We start from the raw sequence: 15,799 nt of genomic DNA, 5'->3' as shown, positions 1-15,799 counted from the left end.
GCACCGGCCGCGCCTCCCCCGGCCGCGGCGGCGCCTCCGCTCGCGCCACCCGACGAGCCCGCGCTGCCTGCGCCCGCGGCGGCGGCCGCACCGACCAGCGCACCCCCGCCGATCGGGAGCGCGGAGGAAAGCGCGCCGAGCCCCGCGATGCCCAGCACGAGCGGCGCGATGACCGCGCGCATGCCGTGGTTGACGTCGCCGAGCTCGAGCAGCAGCGCCCGGCACTCGCCGCAGCCCTCGAGGTGCGTCTCGACCTTCCCGCTCTCGCGCGTCCCGAGCCCGCCGCGCACGTAGGCGCCGAGCGACCCGGCGACGCTGCGGCACCCGTCATCGAGCGGGTCACGCAGGTGCTGCTGCAGGTACGCCTGACGCAGGCCCTCGCGCGCGCGGTAGGCCAGGGCCGCGACCCCGTTGGCGGTCAGGCCGAGCACCGGCGCGACCTCGGCCGGGGTCAGGCCCTCGACCTCGGTGTGCCACAGCACCGCCTGCCAGCGCTCGGGCAGGGAGTGGAACGCGCGCGCGACGACGCCACGCTCGAACCCCTCGAGCGTGGGATCCTCGGCGGTGCCCGCGAGCGCGGTCCCGGCCTCGAGCGTCGCGAGGTCGTCGGTCGGGCGGACGCGATGCAGCACGTCGCGGCGGGCGCTCGCGGTCCGGCGGACGACCGTGAACAGGTAGGCGCGGAACGCCTCGTCGGGACCGTTGCCGCGACGCAGCGCGGAGTAGACGGCAGTGAACGCGTCCGCGACGACGTCGTCGGCGTCTGCGTGGTCGTCGGTGTACCGGCGGGCGACGACCGTGGCGGCGGCCGCGTGCCGCTCGTACAGGCCCGCGAAGCCGCTCTCGTCACCCGCGCGCGCGGCACTGATCAGCTCCGCGTCGCTGCGCGCGACAGCCGCCTGCGCCTCCACCCGTACCCCGTCCTCGGTCGCCGGTCCGCGCGGCCTCCCGCCGCGAACCGGTACCAGGGTGACATACCTCACGGACCCGCAGGAAACCCCCAGGCCACCCCGCTAGGTGCTCCGACCGGGTGAAACGTTGCGAACCCGCGTCACACCTCGTCGGGCGTCCCCTCTCATCGCACGTGACGACCGAGACCGGACCCTTGCTGCCCAGCCAGCCGTCGCGCCTGCTCGAGCGGTGGCGGGACGAGAGCGTCGCCTCCGTGTGGCGCCGCCCCTCCGACTGGTCCCACCCCGCCGTCGACGAGCTCGCGATGGCCCTGCTGCTGCACGACGAGGCCGAGCCCGCCGCGGCCCGGCTCGGCTTCGCGCGTGGCGACGCGGGCGTGGGCGTCGCCGAGACGATCGACGACCTCGCGTGCCTGTACCGCACGACGACCGGCGCCGAGCCTCCGCTAGAGGTGCTCCGCGCGCTGTGCACGGGGTGGGCCGACGCCCAGGCGGGCGGGGTCGCGCTCGCGCTGGGGCTCGATGCGGGCTCCGGGCTGCCGGCCGCGGACTACCTGCGCCTGCGCCTCGCGGAGTGCTACCCCGACGACGGTCCGACGGGCCGGCTGCTCGTGGTCGACGTCGCCGCGGGCACCCCCGACGGCCTGAGCCGGATCGCCCGCTCGGCGGCGGTCGGCGCCTCGCTGCGCGAGGTGTTCGGGCCGGCTCGGGCGATGGCGAGCCTCGGCAGCGGCGTGTTCGTCGTGCTGCTGGGGGACGACGAGCCGCACGACGATCCGACCGCACGGCTGCGCGTGCTCGTCGACGAGCACGCCTCCGGACTGGGACTGGGGGACGTGACCCGACGGCCGCTGCGCTGCTGGGTCGAGCCGCTGCCCGCGACGCACGCGCACGCCACCCAGCGCCTGGCGCAGCTCGCCCGGCCCTGAGACCGCGGCGGCGGGGATTGTCACGCACCGGCCCCGGCGTGTCGCGATCACGCGACCCCCTCGACGGGTGCATCCACCCAGAACCGGGGTTATGTTCGATGCATGACCCCGTCCGGCCTCGCCCCGCACGACCCTGCCCCGCAACCCCACGGGGCAGCGGGCGACGACGCGGCGGCGACCCCGGCGCCGAACCCGCTCCCGCGGCAGAACGAGCACAAGGCGGCTGACGCTCCGGACACCCTGAGCCCCCGCACCGAACCGCACGCGACCGGCCCGCACGTTGTCAGCGCGCACGCCGCCAACCGCCTCCCGCGGCCCGTGCCGGACGCGAGCGTGCTGACGCTCGACGACCCCGGCCCCCTGCTCGCGAACGGCTCGAGCGCCGACGTCTTCGCGCTCGACGACGACTACGTCCTGCGGCGCTACCGCGGCAACCACGACGCCGCGCACGAGGCACGGATCCTGCGGCACGTCGCCGCGCACGGCTTCCCCGTCCCGGCGGTCTACCTGAGCGAGGGGCCCAACCTGCTCATGGAGCGTCTGCACGGGCCGACGCTGCTGCAGGCGCTCGCGGCCGGCGAGGTGGCGATCGGCGACGCGGCCCAGATCCTCGTGGACCTGCATGAGCAGCTGCACGCGATCCCGCCCGCTCCCGACGCCCCGGTCGACGAGTCGCAGTGGCCGTTCGTGCCCACCGGGCCGGTCGTCGTCCACCTCGACCTGCACCCGGGCAACGTGGTGCTCTCGGACACGCGCGGCCCGACGCTCGTCGACTGGGCGAACGCGCGCGCCGGGACCGCCGAGCTCGACGTCGCGCTCTCGGCGCTGATCCTGGCCGAGGTCGCCGTCGACGCCGGTGGCGACTACTCCCACGCAGCCCGCGCGCTGCTCGCAGCGTTCCTCGTGCGCAGCGCGGTCTCCCCGATCGACGCGCTCGAGGAGGCCACACGGACCCGCCGCGCCGACCCGGGCCTGGTCACGGGCGAGCGTGAGCTGGTCGAGGAGGCCGGCGAGCTGGTCCGCGACCTGATCCGCGTCGCGTCCTGACGCGTCGACCCGCAGGTCGTCGGCCCGCGGGTCGTTCCGCGGGTCAGCGGGCGCGCGTCAGCGGGGGGCGAAGGTGAGGCAGTCGGCCAGGTCGTGACCGCCGCCGACGCGGATCGAGTCCGCGGTGCACTCGAGGTGCGAGTTGTGCGTGCAGTCGGGACGCTGGCACGCACCGACGTGGCTGAGGACCTTGTCCAGGCCGCCCTTGACGGTGAGCGGGATGAACGTGGTGCACTGCGCGTCGCCACTCCCGCCGCCGACCGTGATCGCCGCGGCGTGACAGTGCGAGTGGTCGTTGTAGGAGCAGCCGGCCACCGAGCACTCGGCGATGGCGGGCAGGTCCACGAGGTCGGTCATGGTGCACCTCCGGGTTGGTGATCCACGTCGGGAGAGCGGATCCGAGGGCTCGTTCGTTCGACGGTAGACCCGGCACGCGGATCGCGCCACCACCCGCGAGCGACTCGATCCCGCAGGTCAGGGACCTTTTTTGGGCACGCGATCGTTGCGTAATGCAGGGCGTGGACGCTCCACGAGAGGTCAGCGCGTCGCGCCGCCTCGCGCGGCTGCCAGGCTCAGGCGCGGACGCCCACCGGGGCTCGCCACATCGCGACGGGCGCCGCGTCCGGGACGCCCTCGATCACGCCGTGCGACGCGAACCCGTGCCGCAGGTAGAGCGCGCGGTTCCGCTCGGTCGACGACTCGAGGTAGGAGCCGGCGCATGAGTCGTCCACCTGGCGCAGCCGGTGCGCGAGCAGGTGCGACCCCACGCCGGTCCCGCGGACCGACGACGCGACGCCGATCTGGCCGAGGTACCAGTGGGGTCGGTCCGGGCGGTAGCGGGCGAGCGCCGAGCGGGTCGCGAGCGCGCGCGGGATGCCGAGGACGCCGACCGCGCGGACGAACGTCCCCGCCTGGGCGAACAGCGCGGGCAGGCTCGCGCCCTGGCCGTCCGGCTCCTCCCACACCGCGGCGCCGAGCAGCGCACCCGAGGTGTCGCGCGCGACGTCGACGACGACGCCGTTGCCGTGCTCCGCGCGCAGGAGTGCGTTGAAGAGGTGGGTGGCGCGCTCACGGCGCGCGGCGCCGGGGCCCACGATGCTGACGATCACGGGGTCGTCCTCGAACGCCTCACCCAGCACGCAGGCGACGTCGGGAAGGTCGGCGCTCGTCGCCGCACCCAGCACCGTCACCCGCTCGCTCCGTTCCACGTGATTCCTGGACGCTTGTCCACCTTGCGATGGTCCCGTGCGATGTCCGGTTCGCACATGGGCCTTCGGGCCTACGCATCGGCGGCGATGCTCCAACCGAAAGGACTGAGGGATGTGACGAACGTCCGATGTCGGATCTGCCACCGAGGTCCAGACCCGGCCCGAACACGTGCGAGCGGGCAATCACACACGTCCGACCGCTCGGAGCCGCCTGCGGGAGACGTAGGCTCGACAGGTGGCCACCTTCTCCGGCGTGACGCGTCAGCACATCCTTCAGGCGATCGCGGAGTACGACACCCGCGGCCGCGACGACTTCCTCGGCGTGTACGGCTACACGGCCAACGGCGACTACACGATCGAGCACGGGGGCACGACGTACGACATGCCCGCGATCCTGGGCGTCGCCCACCGCTTCGCGACGGGCCGGATCGCGCCCGCGAACGAGATCACGGCGAGCCTGAACGCGGCGACCACGCTCGTGCGCAAGCGCGGGTTCGAGGTCACCGAGCCGACCGCGGCCGTGCGTGCGGCCGCCCGCTCGTCGGCCCGTGCCAAGGCGACCACGCGCGCGGCCACCACGCGCCGCAGCACGGCGGCGCCGGAGCGCGTCGCCCCGATCTGCCCGACCTGCTCGATGACGCTGCCCGGCACCGGGATCTGCGACTACTGCGGCTGACCCCTGGCTGCCGGGGCCGACCGGTCCCACGGTCGTCGTCCCGGGCCTCGTTACGGTGGAGGCCGACGGGAGGCACCAGCACATGATCGACGACACGGCCCCGGGGCGGCCGTTGCACGACCTCGAGCGGCGACTGGTCGCGCACATGGCGAGCGCCCGGACCGACGTCACGGCCGCCGACCTCGACGAGGCCGAGGCGCTGCTGACCCGCTCGCGCGCGCTGCGCGACGAGGTCGTCAAGCTCCTGAAGTACTACCAGTTCGGCATCGACGAGGTCTCGACCAAGATCCACATCCTGCGCCAGGAGTTCGAGTCGATCCACGACTACAGCCCGATCGAGCACGTGCGGACGCGGCTGAAGTCCGCGGAGAGCCTGCTCGAGAAGTCGCTGCGGCGTGGCGTGGCGCTCGAGATCCCGGCGATCCGCGCGGAGATCCGCGACATCGCGGGGATCCGCGTGACCTGCAGCTTCGTCTCCGACGTCTACTGGATCGCGCAGATGCTCAGCGCGCAGCCCGACCTGCGCCTGCTGCAGACCAAGGACTACATCGCCCAGCCCAAGGCGAACGGGTACCGGTCGCTGCACCTCATCGTCGAGGTGCCCGTGTTCCTGTCGCAGCACGTCGAGCAGGTGCCCGTCGAGGTGCAGATCCGCACGATCGCGATGGACTTCTGGGCGAGCGTCGAGCACAAGCTGTCGTACAAGTACCGCTCGGCGATGCCCGCGCACCTCGCGGCCGAGCTCGACGACGCGGCGCGGGTCGCGACCGAGCTCGACGCCCGCATGGGCCGGCTGCGCGACGAGGTCCGGCCGCCGACGGTCGAGATCGTCCCGCCGGTGACCACCGACTGAGCCGGCCACGAGGCCGGCGGGAGCTCCGGGCCGGCATGAAGAAGGAGAGCACCGCGGTGCTCTCCACTTTCAAGGTATAGCTCACGGGGGGTCTTGCGGCAAGGCCCCCGTCGCGGCGCAGAATCGTCGGCCTCGCGACCCCGTCGCGTGCGCACCGGGCGCGCGCGACCCCACGGAGCTGATGACGTGCCGGTTCTCCCCACCACCGCCTTCGACCTGCCCGAGCGGCTCGCCGCCAAGGCCGACCCGGCGTCGATCGACCGCGACGAGCAGCACTTCGCGGCGATCGCGACGACCCTCGAGCACCAGCTCGACGACCTCACCCAGCGGCTCGCCGCCGCGCGCAAGGCACCCGGCCGTGGCGGCACGGCCGCCCTCGAGCGCGACCAGGAGGTGCACCGGCTCACCGCACGGCTGCACCTGCTGCGTCGGTTCGGCCTCGACCTGTGCCTCGGGCGCGCGGTCGGCGCCGACGACGAGGCCGTGTACGTCGGGCGCCTCGGGCTGACCGACGCCGACGGTCGCCGCCTGCTCGTCGACTGGCGCTCACCCGCCGCCGAGCCGTTCTTCGGCGCGACGCACGCGCACCCCATGGGCCTGGTCAGCCGACGCCGGTACCGGTGGACCGCCGGCCGGGTCACCGACTACTGGGACGAGGTGTTCACGCCCGAGGGGCTCGAGCACCGCGCGGCGCTCGATGACCAGTCCGCGTTCCTCGCGTCGCTCGGCGGCGCCCGGTCCGCGCAGATGCGCGACGTGCTCGGGACGATCCAGGCGGATCAGGACGCGATCATCCGCGCGGGGTCGCGGGGCGCGCTCGTCGTCGACGGCGGTCCCGGGACCGGCAAGACCGTGGTGGCACTGCACCGCGCGGCGTACCTGCTGTACTCCGACCCGCGGCTCGGGCACCGGCGCGGCGGCCTGCTGTTCGTCGGGCCGCACCAGCCGTACCTCGACTACGTGTCCGACGTGCTGCCCAGCCTGGGCGAGGAGGGCGTGCGCACGTGCACGCTGCGCGACCTGGTGCCCGAGGGCTCGTCGGCCGTGCCCGAGAGCGACCCGGCAGTCGCGCGGCTCAAGGCGTCGGCCGGGCTGGTGCGGGCGATCGAGCCTGCCGTGCAGTTCTCCGAACGGCCGCCGCGCGAGGGCCTGCTCGTCGAGACGCCGTGGGTCGACCTGTGGCTGAGCCCGTCGGACTGGGCCGACGCGTTCGACGCGCCCGAGCCCGGCACGCCGCACAACGAGGCGCGCGACCAGGTCTGGGACGAGCTCGTCGAGATCCTGGTCGCCAAGGTGGGCGACGACGAGGTGCCCGAGGACCGCCTGCGCGCGGCACTGGCCCGCGACCGCGACCTCGTCGGCGCGCTGCACCGCGCGTGGCCGCTGCTCGAGGCGCCCGAGCTCGTCGCGGACCTGTGGTCCGTCCCCGCCTACCTGCGCCGGTGCGCGCCAGGGCTGACACCCGACGAGGTCGCGCTACTGCAACGCGACGACCCGACCGCGTGGACGCTCGAGGACCTGCCGCTGCTCGACGCCGCCCGCCGGCGGCTGGGCGACGCAGGGGCCTCGGCCCGTCGGCGACGCGCGTCCGCGACCGAGGCCGCCGACCGCGCCTACATGGACGACGTCGTCGACCGTCTGGTCGAGTCCGACGACTCCGAGCTGCAGGTCATGAGCATGCTCAAGCTCGGCGACCTGCGCGACGCGCTCGTCGACGAGGCCGCGCTGCCGGCCGCGGAGGCCGACACGCTCGCGGGGCCGTTCGCGCACGTCGTCGTCGACGAGGCGCAGGAGCTCACCGACGCGCAGTGGCACATGCTGCTCGCGCGGTGCCCGTCGCGGAGCCTGACGATCGTCGGCGACCGTGCGCAGGCCCGGCACGGCTTCACCTCGTCGTGGGCCGAGCGGCTCGCGCGCGTCGGGCTGAGCCAGGTGACGATCGCGTCGCTGGGCATCAACTACCGCACGCCCGCCGAGGTCATGGCGCACGCCGAGCCGGTGATCCGCGCGGTCCTCCCCGACGCGAACGTGCCGACGTCCGTGCGCAGCACCGGCCTGCCCGTCGCGCACGGTTCGGTGCGGGACCTGACGGCGATCGTCGCGTCGTGGCTCGAGTCCCACGACGAGGGGCTCGCGTGCGTGATCGGCGACCCCACGTTCCCGGACTCCCCGCGCGTGCGGTCGCTGACCCCCGAGCTCGCGAAGGGCCTCGAGTTCGACCTCGTGGTGCTGGTCGAGCCGTCGTCGCCCGGCTCGTCCTCCGCCGGCACGGGAGCCGAGGACGCGGACGCGACGGGCATCGAGAGGGCGGTGGACCGGTACGTCGCGATGACCCGCGCCACGCGCGAGCTCGTGATCCTCACCTGACCCCGACACGTGTCGCGCGGCGCCCCGGTGATCGGGCGTTGTGGGTGGAGAAAGCGTCGCCAGGCGGGCGTTTCTCCACCCACAAACGGGTGGCGGGGCGTGGACGGCGGGGCGACCTCGTCGGCGAGGGGTTGACCGAGGCGGCTACGGGCGTTAGCTTTAGGGCTAATGGTCTTAGCCAAAGGAGGTCGGGATGACCGAGTGCCTCGTCGTCGACGGCGGCACGCTCGCCTATGACGTCACCGGGACGGGCCCGCTCGTCGTGCTCGCCCACGGCATGGGTGACAGCCGCGCCGCCTACCGCTTCGTGGCACCCCGGCTGGTGGCCGCCGGTTACCGGGTCGCGGCGCTCGACCTGCGGGGCTGCGGCGAGTCCACCGCCACGTGGCCCACCTACAGCCGTACGGCTGTCGCGGGTGACCTGCTCGCGCTCGTCCGGCACCTCGGCGGCGGCCCCGCGGTCCTCGTCGGGCACTCGCTGTCCGGCGGTGCCGTGACCATCGCCGCGGCGCAGGCGCCCGAGCTCGTCGCCGGGATCGTCGAGCTCGCGCCGTTCACCCGGCGGCAGTCCGTGCGGCTCGGCGACCTGCGGGTCGCGCGGTACCGGACCGGGATGACGCGACTGATGATGACCGGCCTGCTGGGCAGCGTCGCGTGGTGGCACAAGTACCTCGACGTGGCCTACCCGGGTCGCCGTCCGGCCGACTGGGACGCGCAGCTCGCGTGGATCGCCGCGAACCTGCGGGAGCCGGGGCGCATGCGCGCGATGCGGCGCATGGGCCAGTCCGCGCCGGTCGACGCGGGCGCGCAGCTCGCCCACATCACCTGCCCCGCGCTCGTCGTCGAGGGCTCGCTGGACCCGGACTGGGCGGACCCGCGAGCCGAGGGCGAGGCTGTCGTCGCCGCGATGCCCGCCGGGCTCGGCCGGGTCGAGGTCATCGAGGGCGCCGGGCACTACCCGCACACGCAGTTCCCCGACGAGACCGCCGCCCTGGTGCTCTCCTTCGCGCGGGCGCACGCGCGTGCCTAGGGCCGGGCTGGACCCGCAGGTCGTCGTCGCAGCAGCCGCCAGCCTGGCCGACGAGGTCGGGCTCGCCCACGTCACCATGAGCGTGCTCGCCGAACGCCTCGGCGTGCGCGCCCCGTCCCTGTACAAGCACGTCGACGGCCAGGGCGACCTCAACCGGCGCGTCGCCGTGCTCGCGCTCACCGAGCTCGGCGGAGCGCTGCGCGACGCGCTGCAGGGCCGCGCGGGCAAGGACGCACTGGCCGCCGCCGCCCGCGCGATCCGCAGCTACGCCGTCGCGCACCCCGGCCGCTACTCCGCCACGGTCCGCATCGACGCCGACGAGCCCGACGAGCAGCTCGTCGCCGCCGGCGCACGCGTGCTCGACTCGCTGTCCGCGGTGCTGGTCGGCTACCCCGTCGCCCCCGAGGACACCGTCCACGCGCTGCGGATGCTGCGCAGCCTGTTCCACGGCTTCGCCGTCCTCGAGGCCGCGGGCGGGTTCCAGCTCGCCACCGACCTCGACGAGAGCTTCACCTGGCTCGTCGACGCCGCCGACCGCGCCCTGCGCACCACGAGCACCTAGTCCGCACCCCGTCCGAACGCGTCCGGCAGACTGCCGGTCTGCGCGGGCCGACGCGCGGAGCTCGTGACGGCCTACGGGACGCGCAGGATGCGGACCGGGTCGGCCCGCGCCGCCGCGACGGCGGGCGGGACGGAGCCGACGAGCGTCACCAGCGCGGCGAGCACCATGACGCCGGCGACGAACTGCGCGGTCGGCCAGGCGACACCGGTGGCGCTCAGGACCGCGAGCCCGCTCGCGGCCCCGAGCACTGCGCCCGCCAGCCCGGCGCACGACGACTGGACGAGGACGAGCGAGACGACGGCGGAACGCGTGGCACCCAGCGCGCGCCGGCGCCCGAAGTCGCGGCGCCGGCCGGCCACCGCGCCGAGCATCGTGACGGTGACGAGGACCAGGCCGACACCGAGCACGCCCGCCATCGTCTGCCGCGACGAGGCTCCGAGCCGCCCGGCGATGACGTCGCGCAGCTCCAGCGCACCGCTCGACACAGAGACGTCGACGGCCGACGGCGCGTCGGCGACGACGAGCGCCCGCACGGCGTCCGCGACGTCCTGCGCGTGCGTGGCGGAGGCGGCCAGGACGTAGACGTACCGCAGCGGCACGTCCTCGTCGGGCGCGGCCATGCGCAGCGCGCCGTCGTCGAGGAAGCTCAACGGGCCGGTCCCCTCGACGAGGCCGACCGCCGCGTAGCGTCGCGCACCGTCGCTCAACGCTCCCGCGACGTCCGGCATCCGCAGCGCGGTCGCGGCCGAGCTCCCCACCACGACCTCGTCGGGCGTCGCCGGAGCCCGGCCCCCGGCAAGCGCGACGTCGGAGGGCAGGCCGCCGACGAGGGCCCGCAGCGGTGCCGGCCCGGCATGCCCAGCGGCGACGTTCTCCACATCGGTCGCCGGGCCGAGCCCGAACACCCACGTCACCGAGCTGAGCTCCGCGATGGCGGCGACGGTCGCGGGGTCGATCCCCGCTTCGCCGGTGGTGTCCGTGGCGACGACCAGCCGCGTGCCGACGGCGTCGATGGACGCGACCACCTCGGCCTCCGTCGCCGCGGCGCGGCCGGTCGTGAGCAGGGTCACGAGCGTGACCAGCGCGACGACGAGCGCGGCCGTCGCGGTGGCGACGGGCTGAGCGCGCGCGGTGAGCACGCCGTCCCGCACGAGGGCAGCCGCGCGGGGACGTCCTGTCAGCGCGCCACGGGTGCGCTGCTCGACGCCCGCCGTCGCGTCCGAAGGTACCGCCCGGGTCGAGGTCACAGCACGACTCGCGCATCTGCTTGCGCGGCGAGCCGCTGGTCGTGCGTGGCGACGAGCACCGTCGTGCCGTCGGCTGCGGTCTCCTCGAGCATCTCCCACACGACGGCCGCCGACTCGTCGTCGAGGTTGCCCGTCGGTTCGTCGCAGTAGAGGACGGCCGGGTCGATCACCAGGGCCCGGCACATCGCCACCCGTTGTGCCTGACCCCCGGAGATCTCCCCCGGACGATGCCCCACGCGGTGCGCGACGCCCAGCCGTTCGAGCAGGTCGGCTGCGCGGCGCCGCGCGAGGCGCGGCTCCATCCCAGCGAAGAGCGCCGGCTCGCACACGTTGTCCATCACGGTGCGGGCAGGGTCGAGCATCGCGTCCTGGAAGACGAACCCCGAGGTGACCGCGCGCCACTGGGCGCGGCGCCCGTCAGGCTGCGTGTCCAGCGGCGTACCGTCCCAGAGCACGTGGCCCGTCGCGGGGCGCAGCAGGCCTGCGACCACGTAGAGCAACGTCGACTTGCCTCGCCCGGAGGCCCCCGTGATCGTCGTGATCGCGCCTGCAGCGAAGTCGAGATCCAGGTCGCCGATCACGAGCGGAGCCGTCCGGCGGTACCGGAAGCCCAGCCCGCGCGCGGTGAGCCTCGCCGTCATGGTTGCGCGGCGGAGGTCGGATCGGCACCCGCGTCGCTCGTGCCGCCCTCGTCGGCGAAGAGCCGGATGCGCGCTCCCACCTCGACGCCCGAGACGACCGCCTGCGCGCCGTCCTGCGCCTCGATCTCCACCGCGACCCGGGCGCCGTCGGGCGCGACGACGAACGACGAGCCGTCCGCGGCGGTCGCCAGCGCAGCGAGCGGAACGACCGCTCCAGCCACCTCCGGCGCGGTGACCACCGTCGCCGGGTACGTGAGCTGACCACCGGCGTACGCCAGGTCCGGGCAGAGCTTCTCGCACAACGGACTGCCGTCGGGAGCGTGCACGCTCCACGTCGTCACACCGGTCTCGGCGGCCACCGTCGAGTCACCGACGACGCCCTCGACGGTCGTCCCGTCGATGTCCACGCGCACCACCTGCCCCGTGCTCGGTGCCTGCGCACGCCGTTCTGCGTCGAGACGAATCGTCACGTCGGGAACCGCCGCCACGGGCAGCACGAGGTCGGCGCCGCGTGCGATCGCCCGGCCGACGCCGATGCCGCTCGCCAGCGTGAGTCGCGCCGGCAGCTCGGGCACGAAGACGACGCTGCCCGCAGCGACCGCCCCCGTGACCTCAGCGCCGACCGCCTTCTGCCACCGCCTGACCGCCGCGACGGTGCTGGGCCCGTACGTGCCGTCGGGTGCGACGTCGAGGTGTCCCCCGTCGACGAGCAGGCGCTGCAGCTGGGCGACGTCGGCCCCCTTGCTCCCCGCCGCGAGGTCGCGGAAGGAAGGCACGCTGCCCTCCGCGACGACCACTGGCGCGAGCCCCACCGACAGGATCACGTCTCCCTGGTCCACGGGTGCGTCGTCCGGGACGACGACCGACGTGACGACGCCGTCGGCCGGGCTCGTCAGCGCCGCCTGGAGCGGCCATGAGACCGTCGCCGCGAGCTCGAGCACCGAACCGATCGACCCGTCGGCCACCGTGACGAGCGCCGGAGCGCTCGACTCAACCTCCGGCGCGGGCGGCACGAACGTCGCCCGTCCAGCCCAGAACCCCGCTCCCGCTGCGACGACGGCGATCGCGGTCCAGGTGGCTGCTGCTCGCGCGCGACCCATCACGGCACCCAGTACTGGGGGCACTGCGCCTGCGCCTCGTCCAGGCGCCGCTCGATGTCCTGCTCGCCCGCGACCGCCCGCTCGGCCAGCTCGTTGTGCGGTGCCCACAAGTCGCCTGCGGTGCTGGGGTCATGATTGGCCGCGAGCATCCGGTCGATCCAGGCCTGGCGCGACGGCGGCTCGGAGATCTCAAAGCCGAGGTGCTCGAGGCACCGGGCGATGTCGAGCTCGGCGTCGTACTGCACCGCGAGCTCGTCCGCGGTCATCTCGTGCGGTTCTGGCAGGCCCAGCTCGACGCGGCATGCCTCGACGTCCTCATCGAAGCGTCCGATCTCGCTGCGGTCGTCCGCGTCCTCCGCGACGAACGGCTCGACGGAACCTCCACCCTCCATCATGGTGCGGTCCCAGCCCTTGGCGTCCATGCAGCGCTGGTACCCGAGTCGCTCCTCTTCCCGGGCCTGCGCCTGCTCGGCGAACCACGCCGGCGCGGTCCACTCGACGTCCGGGGGCTCGTTGGCGACGTCCTGCGCGCACGCGCCGAGCCCGACGACGAGCACCAACCCGAGAGTCGCCCCAGCACACGCCAAAGCGACGGGCACACGCCGACCATTGGTCCTTCTCAAACCCGCCCCCTTGTTCACCTTCACACTGTCAATGACCGAGCCGCCTTTGTCGCTGGCCAAGACATACCGCCATTGCGAATCGCGCCCGAAGCCGAACGCTTTGTCGGCGATTCAGAGACACGTCCTGCAGCGGCCGACGACCGGTCCGGGGCGCCGGGCGGCAAGCTCGGCCGCCCGGCGCCCGATGGGTCACGTGGTGCCGCAGTACCGGCTCGCCGACGAGAAGTAGTCCGCCAGCACGGAGACCTGCGTCGCGTGAGTCTTGCCCGTCTTGTTCACCCAGGTCACGTACGACGAACTGCTCGGGTACCTCCAGTAGCTGAGCGCTCCGCTCGGAGCCACCAGCTCGTGCCGGAGGTCACCCTTCGTGTAGCTCTTGATGTGAATCTGCCATCCGGTCGACGACGTGCATGCGATGTCGCCATAGTTGGTCCACGCGGATGCGCCCACTGCCGTGCCGATGACAAGCGCAAGGCTTGCGCCGAGTGCGGCCCAGCCCCGTCTCACGTTCCTCTTCGAACGCATAAGTCCCCCCAGACTCGATCCATGAGAGCGCTCTCACACCGGACTTTTCGCCCCCGCTCGCCGATATGGTGGCAGGCGTCCGCATTGCAGGTCAACGATTGGGCTGAGCGCGTTCCTCGCTGCGGCCCGTCGTTGCGCGCCCTCGCCCGTCCCCCGGCCGGGACAGTCCATGCCCCTGCGCCACAATCCCCTCTCCGTTGCCGCTCAGCGTCCGGTACGGGCAAGCAGTCCAGGCGTCCGGGGCGATACTCCTCTGCGCGCCTTGCGGCTGCCAGCGTCCGGAGTGATCCGGAGCCGTTCTTCTCTCGCCGCTCACGCCTGGCGGTCGGCCCGGTTCGACGCAGCGCGGCCTTCAGATGGCGAGTTCTTGTCTGTAGCCGTCGCGCGGTAGCGCGTGAGCATGGCGGGGACGCCGCGGGAATCCGAGTAGGTGTACGGGCGGCGGACGAACGTGCAGATCACGCGCCACATCGCGCGTTCGTCGGCGAGGTCGTCGGGGATCGTCACCCCGTACGCCTCGGCGAGCTTCACGCGCGCCAGGTCGACCATCGCGCACTCGGTGGCCGCCCACTCGTCGGTCGCCAGCACGGCGAGGCGGTACGCACCGACGACGACGAGGACCGACCCCGCCGCCGCGAGCCACAGCAGCGGGTCCCCGGTCACGACCAGACCCACGACGGCGCCCACGACGAGCACCACCGCTCCGTACAGGAGCGCGACGAAGAAGTCCACGTTCGCGCGCGCGGTGGTGATCGCGTCGACCGCGCTCTGCGGCGCCACGCCCTTGAGCCGGTGCCAGAGCAGCTGCGAGTCGAGCAGGTACCGGTTGCGCGCGTACGTCTCGAACCGCCGGATCGCGTTGCCGAGCTGAGTCGGGGCGAACTGCGTCTCGTCGGCCGGGTAGCGCGCGGCGCGTTCGTAGGCGAGCCCTGCGCGCACGGCCTGCCCCGCCGCGGTCGACGTCTCGTACGTCGCCAGCAGGCGGGTCCGGCGCGCGCGGTGGGCGTTCGTGCGTCGCTCGACGAGCCACGGCCACCCCAGGTAGTACCCCTCGAGCACGCGGTACAGGGGCGCCTGCGCGGCAGCCAGCACGAGGCCCAGGACGGCGGCCACCGCGAGCAGCGCGAGCTGCTGCGACGCCCACGTCAGCCCCTCGAACTCCTCGCTGAGGTCGACGAACGCCAGCCGCGCGATCACGTAGGCGAAGCCCTGCGCGGCGAGGAACACGGGCAGGATCCACCCGACGACCAGGCCCCACCCGCCCCCGAGGACGGACTTGACCACGTCTCCCATCGGACGCCCTCAGAGATCCCCGCCCGGGTCTCCCGGACCGGGCGGCGTCCCGGGCGCCATGTCCGCCTCCGTCGCGCTGGGAGACGAGCCGGGGCGGATCGCGGCGGGCGGCGTCGAGAACGCGCCGATCCTGTCCTCGTAGAAGCGCGGCAGGACCGACCTCAGGATCGTCGAGACCTCGCGGGCGATCACCGGGGCCGCGAAGCTCGTCCCGGACCAGACGGCTGCGCCGGGGATCTCCTGGGCGTCGACGGTCCAGTCGAGCGTGCGGTGCGCGAGCTTGTCGACGACGACGAGCTGCACCTCGTCGGCCGCGCGGTCGAGAGTCGCGGACCGCACCTCGACGACCGCGCGCCCGGCGTCGTCGAGCTTCAGGGGGATCCGGATCTGGAGCTGGTCGTGCTCGTCGGCGTCGTCCGCAGTGCTGGACCGGTCGTCGTCCATGGCGATCCCCCGGGTCGCTCGGGCTCGGCGCGCCCGCGCGCCGACTCACGCGCAACGTACTCCCGCACCCGCCCGGCGACCAGGATGAATCGGACGGCCAGTCCCCGCGCTCGTCGTCGTCGCACGCGCTCGGACGTGCAGATCCTGCCTAGACTCGCCGAGTCCGGCCGGGGTGCGGCCGGAGCCACGACCGACGTTCGGAGCCCGAGTGCGGCGCACAGCCCTTGCCCTCCCGTTCGCCGTCGCCCTGCTCGTGGCGTCGTGCACGCACGGGGACGACGAGGCGCTCGCGTCGCCGTCCGCGACGTCGACCCGCGCGCCCGCCACCACCACCGGCCCCGCC

At 73.9% G+C, this 15,799-nt stretch carries 16 protein-coding genes; 7 read left to right on the top strand and 9 right to left on the bottom strand.

Going from position 1 to position 15,799, the window contains the following annotated elements:
* A partial coding sequence (locus CWIS_RS00085; protein ID WP_048341178.1) for a sigma-70 family RNA polymerase sigma factor occupies positions 1–911 on the bottom strand: 911 nt, incomplete at its 3' end.
* Between the two features lie 173 nt (positions 912–1,084).
* Here CWIS_RS00085 and CWIS_RS00080 point away from each other — a divergent pair.
* Complete coding sequence (locus CWIS_RS00080) at positions 1,085–1,840, top strand: hypothetical protein (RefSeq protein ID WP_048341177.1); 756 nt, start codon at positions 1,085–1,087, stop codon at positions 1,838–1,840.
* Between the two features lie 102 nt (positions 1,841–1,942).
* Positions 1,943–2,887 (top strand): phosphotransferase family protein, encoded by a 945-nt coding sequence (locus CWIS_RS00075; RefSeq protein ID WP_082156094.1) that lies wholly within the window; start codon positions 1,943–1,945, stop codon positions 2,885–2,887.
* A 57-nt stretch (positions 2,888–2,944) separates the two neighbouring features.
* Here CWIS_RS00075 and CWIS_RS00070 read toward each other — a convergent pair whose 3' ends face one another.
* Positions 2,945–3,244 (bottom strand): DUF1540 domain-containing protein, encoded by a 300-nt coding sequence (locus tag CWIS_RS00070; RefSeq protein ID WP_048341176.1) that lies wholly within the window; start codon positions 3,242–3,244, stop codon positions 2,945–2,947.
* A 215-nt stretch (positions 3,245–3,459) separates the two neighbouring features.
* Positions 3,460–4,077 carry a GNAT family N-acetyltransferase gene (locus CWIS_RS00065; protein ID WP_048341175.1) on the bottom strand — a complete coding sequence of 206 codons (618 nt, stop codon included), beginning with the start codon at positions 4,075–4,077 and terminating at the stop codon, positions 3,460–3,462.
* A 253-nt stretch (positions 4,078–4,330) separates the two neighbouring features.
* On the opposite strand from CWIS_RS00065, the gene CWIS_RS00060 reads away from it, so the two are divergent.
* From CWIS_RS00060 to CWIS_RS00040, 5 genes are all read left to right on the top strand, one after another.
* Positions 4,331–4,771, top strand: a complete 441-nt coding sequence (locus CWIS_RS00060) for a hypothetical protein (protein WP_048341174.1) — start codon at positions 4,331–4,333, stop codon at positions 4,769–4,771.
* A gap of 82 nt (positions 4,772–4,853) precedes the next feature.
* On the top strand, positions 4,854–5,624 hold the full coding sequence (locus CWIS_RS00055; RefSeq protein ID WP_231583616.1) for a GTP pyrophosphokinase family protein: 771 nt from the start codon (positions 4,854–4,856) through the stop codon (positions 5,622–5,624).
* A 186-nt stretch (positions 5,625–5,810) separates the two neighbouring features.
* Entirely contained in the window at positions 5,811–7,991 is a 2,181-nt protein-coding gene (helR, locus tag CWIS_RS00050) for an RNA polymerase recycling motor ATPase HelR (RefSeq protein WP_048341173.1), read from the top strand.
* A 193-nt stretch (positions 7,992–8,184) separates the two neighbouring features.
* Positions 8,185–9,021 carry an alpha/beta fold hydrolase gene (locus CWIS_RS00045; protein ID WP_048341172.1) on the top strand — a complete coding sequence of 279 codons (837 nt, stop codon included), beginning with the start codon at positions 8,185–8,187 and terminating at the stop codon, positions 9,019–9,021.
* Entirely contained in the window at positions 9,014–9,583 is a 570-nt protein-coding gene (locus CWIS_RS00040; protein ID WP_082156092.1) for a TetR/AcrR family transcriptional regulator, read from the top strand. Before CWIS_RS00045 ends, CWIS_RS00040 begins: the two co-directional genes overlap by 8 nt.
* 71 nt (positions 9,584–9,654) lie before the next feature.
* On the opposite strand, the gene CWIS_RS00035 is transcribed toward CWIS_RS00040, so the two are convergent.
* From CWIS_RS00035 to CWIS_RS00005, 6 genes are all read right to left on the bottom strand, one after another.
* Positions 9,655–10,830 carry an FtsX-like permease family protein gene (locus CWIS_RS00035; protein WP_231583615.1) on the bottom strand — a complete coding sequence of 392 codons (1,176 nt, stop codon included), beginning with the start codon at positions 10,828–10,830 and terminating at the stop codon, positions 9,655–9,657.
* Positions 10,827–11,471, bottom strand: coding sequence for an ABC transporter ATP-binding protein (locus CWIS_RS00030; protein WP_048341171.1), 645 nt, complete (start codon positions 11,469–11,471; stop codon positions 10,827–10,829). The genes CWIS_RS00035 and CWIS_RS00030 overlap by 4 nt, the downstream gene beginning before the upstream one ends.
* Positions 11,468–12,571, bottom strand: coding sequence for a peptidoglycan-binding protein (locus CWIS_RS00025; RefSeq protein ID WP_048341170.1), 1,104 nt, complete (start codon positions 12,569–12,571; stop codon positions 11,468–11,470). The genes CWIS_RS00030 and CWIS_RS00025 overlap by 4 nt, the downstream gene beginning before the upstream one ends.
* Complete coding sequence (locus CWIS_RS00020; RefSeq protein WP_231583614.1) at positions 12,571–13,254, bottom strand: hypothetical protein; 684 nt, start codon at positions 13,252–13,254, stop codon at positions 12,571–12,573. The genes CWIS_RS00025 and CWIS_RS00020 overlap by 1 nt, the downstream gene beginning before the upstream one ends.
* A 777-nt stretch (positions 13,255–14,031) precedes the next feature.
* Positions 14,032–15,012 carry a hypothetical protein gene (locus CWIS_RS00010; RefSeq protein WP_156186493.1) on the bottom strand — a complete coding sequence of 327 codons (981 nt, stop codon included), beginning with the start codon at positions 15,010–15,012 and terminating at the stop codon, positions 14,032–14,034.
* A 9-nt stretch (positions 15,013–15,021) separates the two neighbouring features.
* A complete protein-coding gene (locus CWIS_RS00005; RefSeq protein WP_048341167.1) occupies positions 15,022–15,456 on the bottom strand; it encodes a hypothetical protein in 435 nt (144 codons plus the stop codon).
* Positions 15,457–15,799: the final 343 nt, after the last annotated feature.

The organism is Cellulomonas sp. A375-1, assembly GCF_001040865.1.
Classification (GTDB): Bacteria; Actinomycetota; Actinomycetes; order Actinomycetales; family Cellulomonadaceae; genus Cellulomonas; species Cellulomonas gelida.
This window is presented reverse-complemented; position numbering and strand designations above follow the sequence as displayed.

Bases quoted from the DNA above. Each gene is read 5' to 3' on its own strand.
- CWIS_RS00005 (WP_048341167.1), bottom strand. From the start codon at position 15,456: ATGGACGACGACCGGTCCAGCACTGCGGACGACGCCGACGAGCACGAC.
- CWIS_RS00045 (WP_048341172.1), top strand. From the start codon at position 8,185: ATGACCGAGTGCCTCGTCGTCGACGGCGGCACGCTCGCCTATGACGTC.
- CWIS_RS00030 (WP_048341171.1), bottom strand. From the start codon at position 11,471: ATGACGGCGAGGCTCACCGCGCGCGGGCTGGGCTTCCGGTACCGCCGG.
- CWIS_RS00055 (WP_231583616.1), top strand. From the start codon at position 4,854: ATGATCGACGACACGGCCCCGGGGCGGCCGTTGCACGACCTCGAGCGG.
- CWIS_RS00070 (WP_048341176.1), bottom strand. From the start codon at position 3,244: ATGACCGACCTCGTGGACCTGCCCGCCATCGCCGAGTGCTCGGTGGCC.
- CWIS_RS00025 (WP_048341170.1), bottom strand. From the start codon at position 12,571: ATGGGTCGCGCGCGAGCAGCAGCCACCTGGACCGCGATCGCCGTCGTC.
- CWIS_RS00075 (WP_082156094.1), top strand. From the start codon at position 1,943: ATGACCCCGTCCGGCCTCGCCCCGCACGACCCTGCCCCGCAACCCCAC.
- CWIS_RS00010 (WP_156186493.1), bottom strand. From the start codon at position 15,012: ATGGGAGACGTGGTCAAGTCCGTCCTCGGGGGCGGGTGGGGCCTGGTC.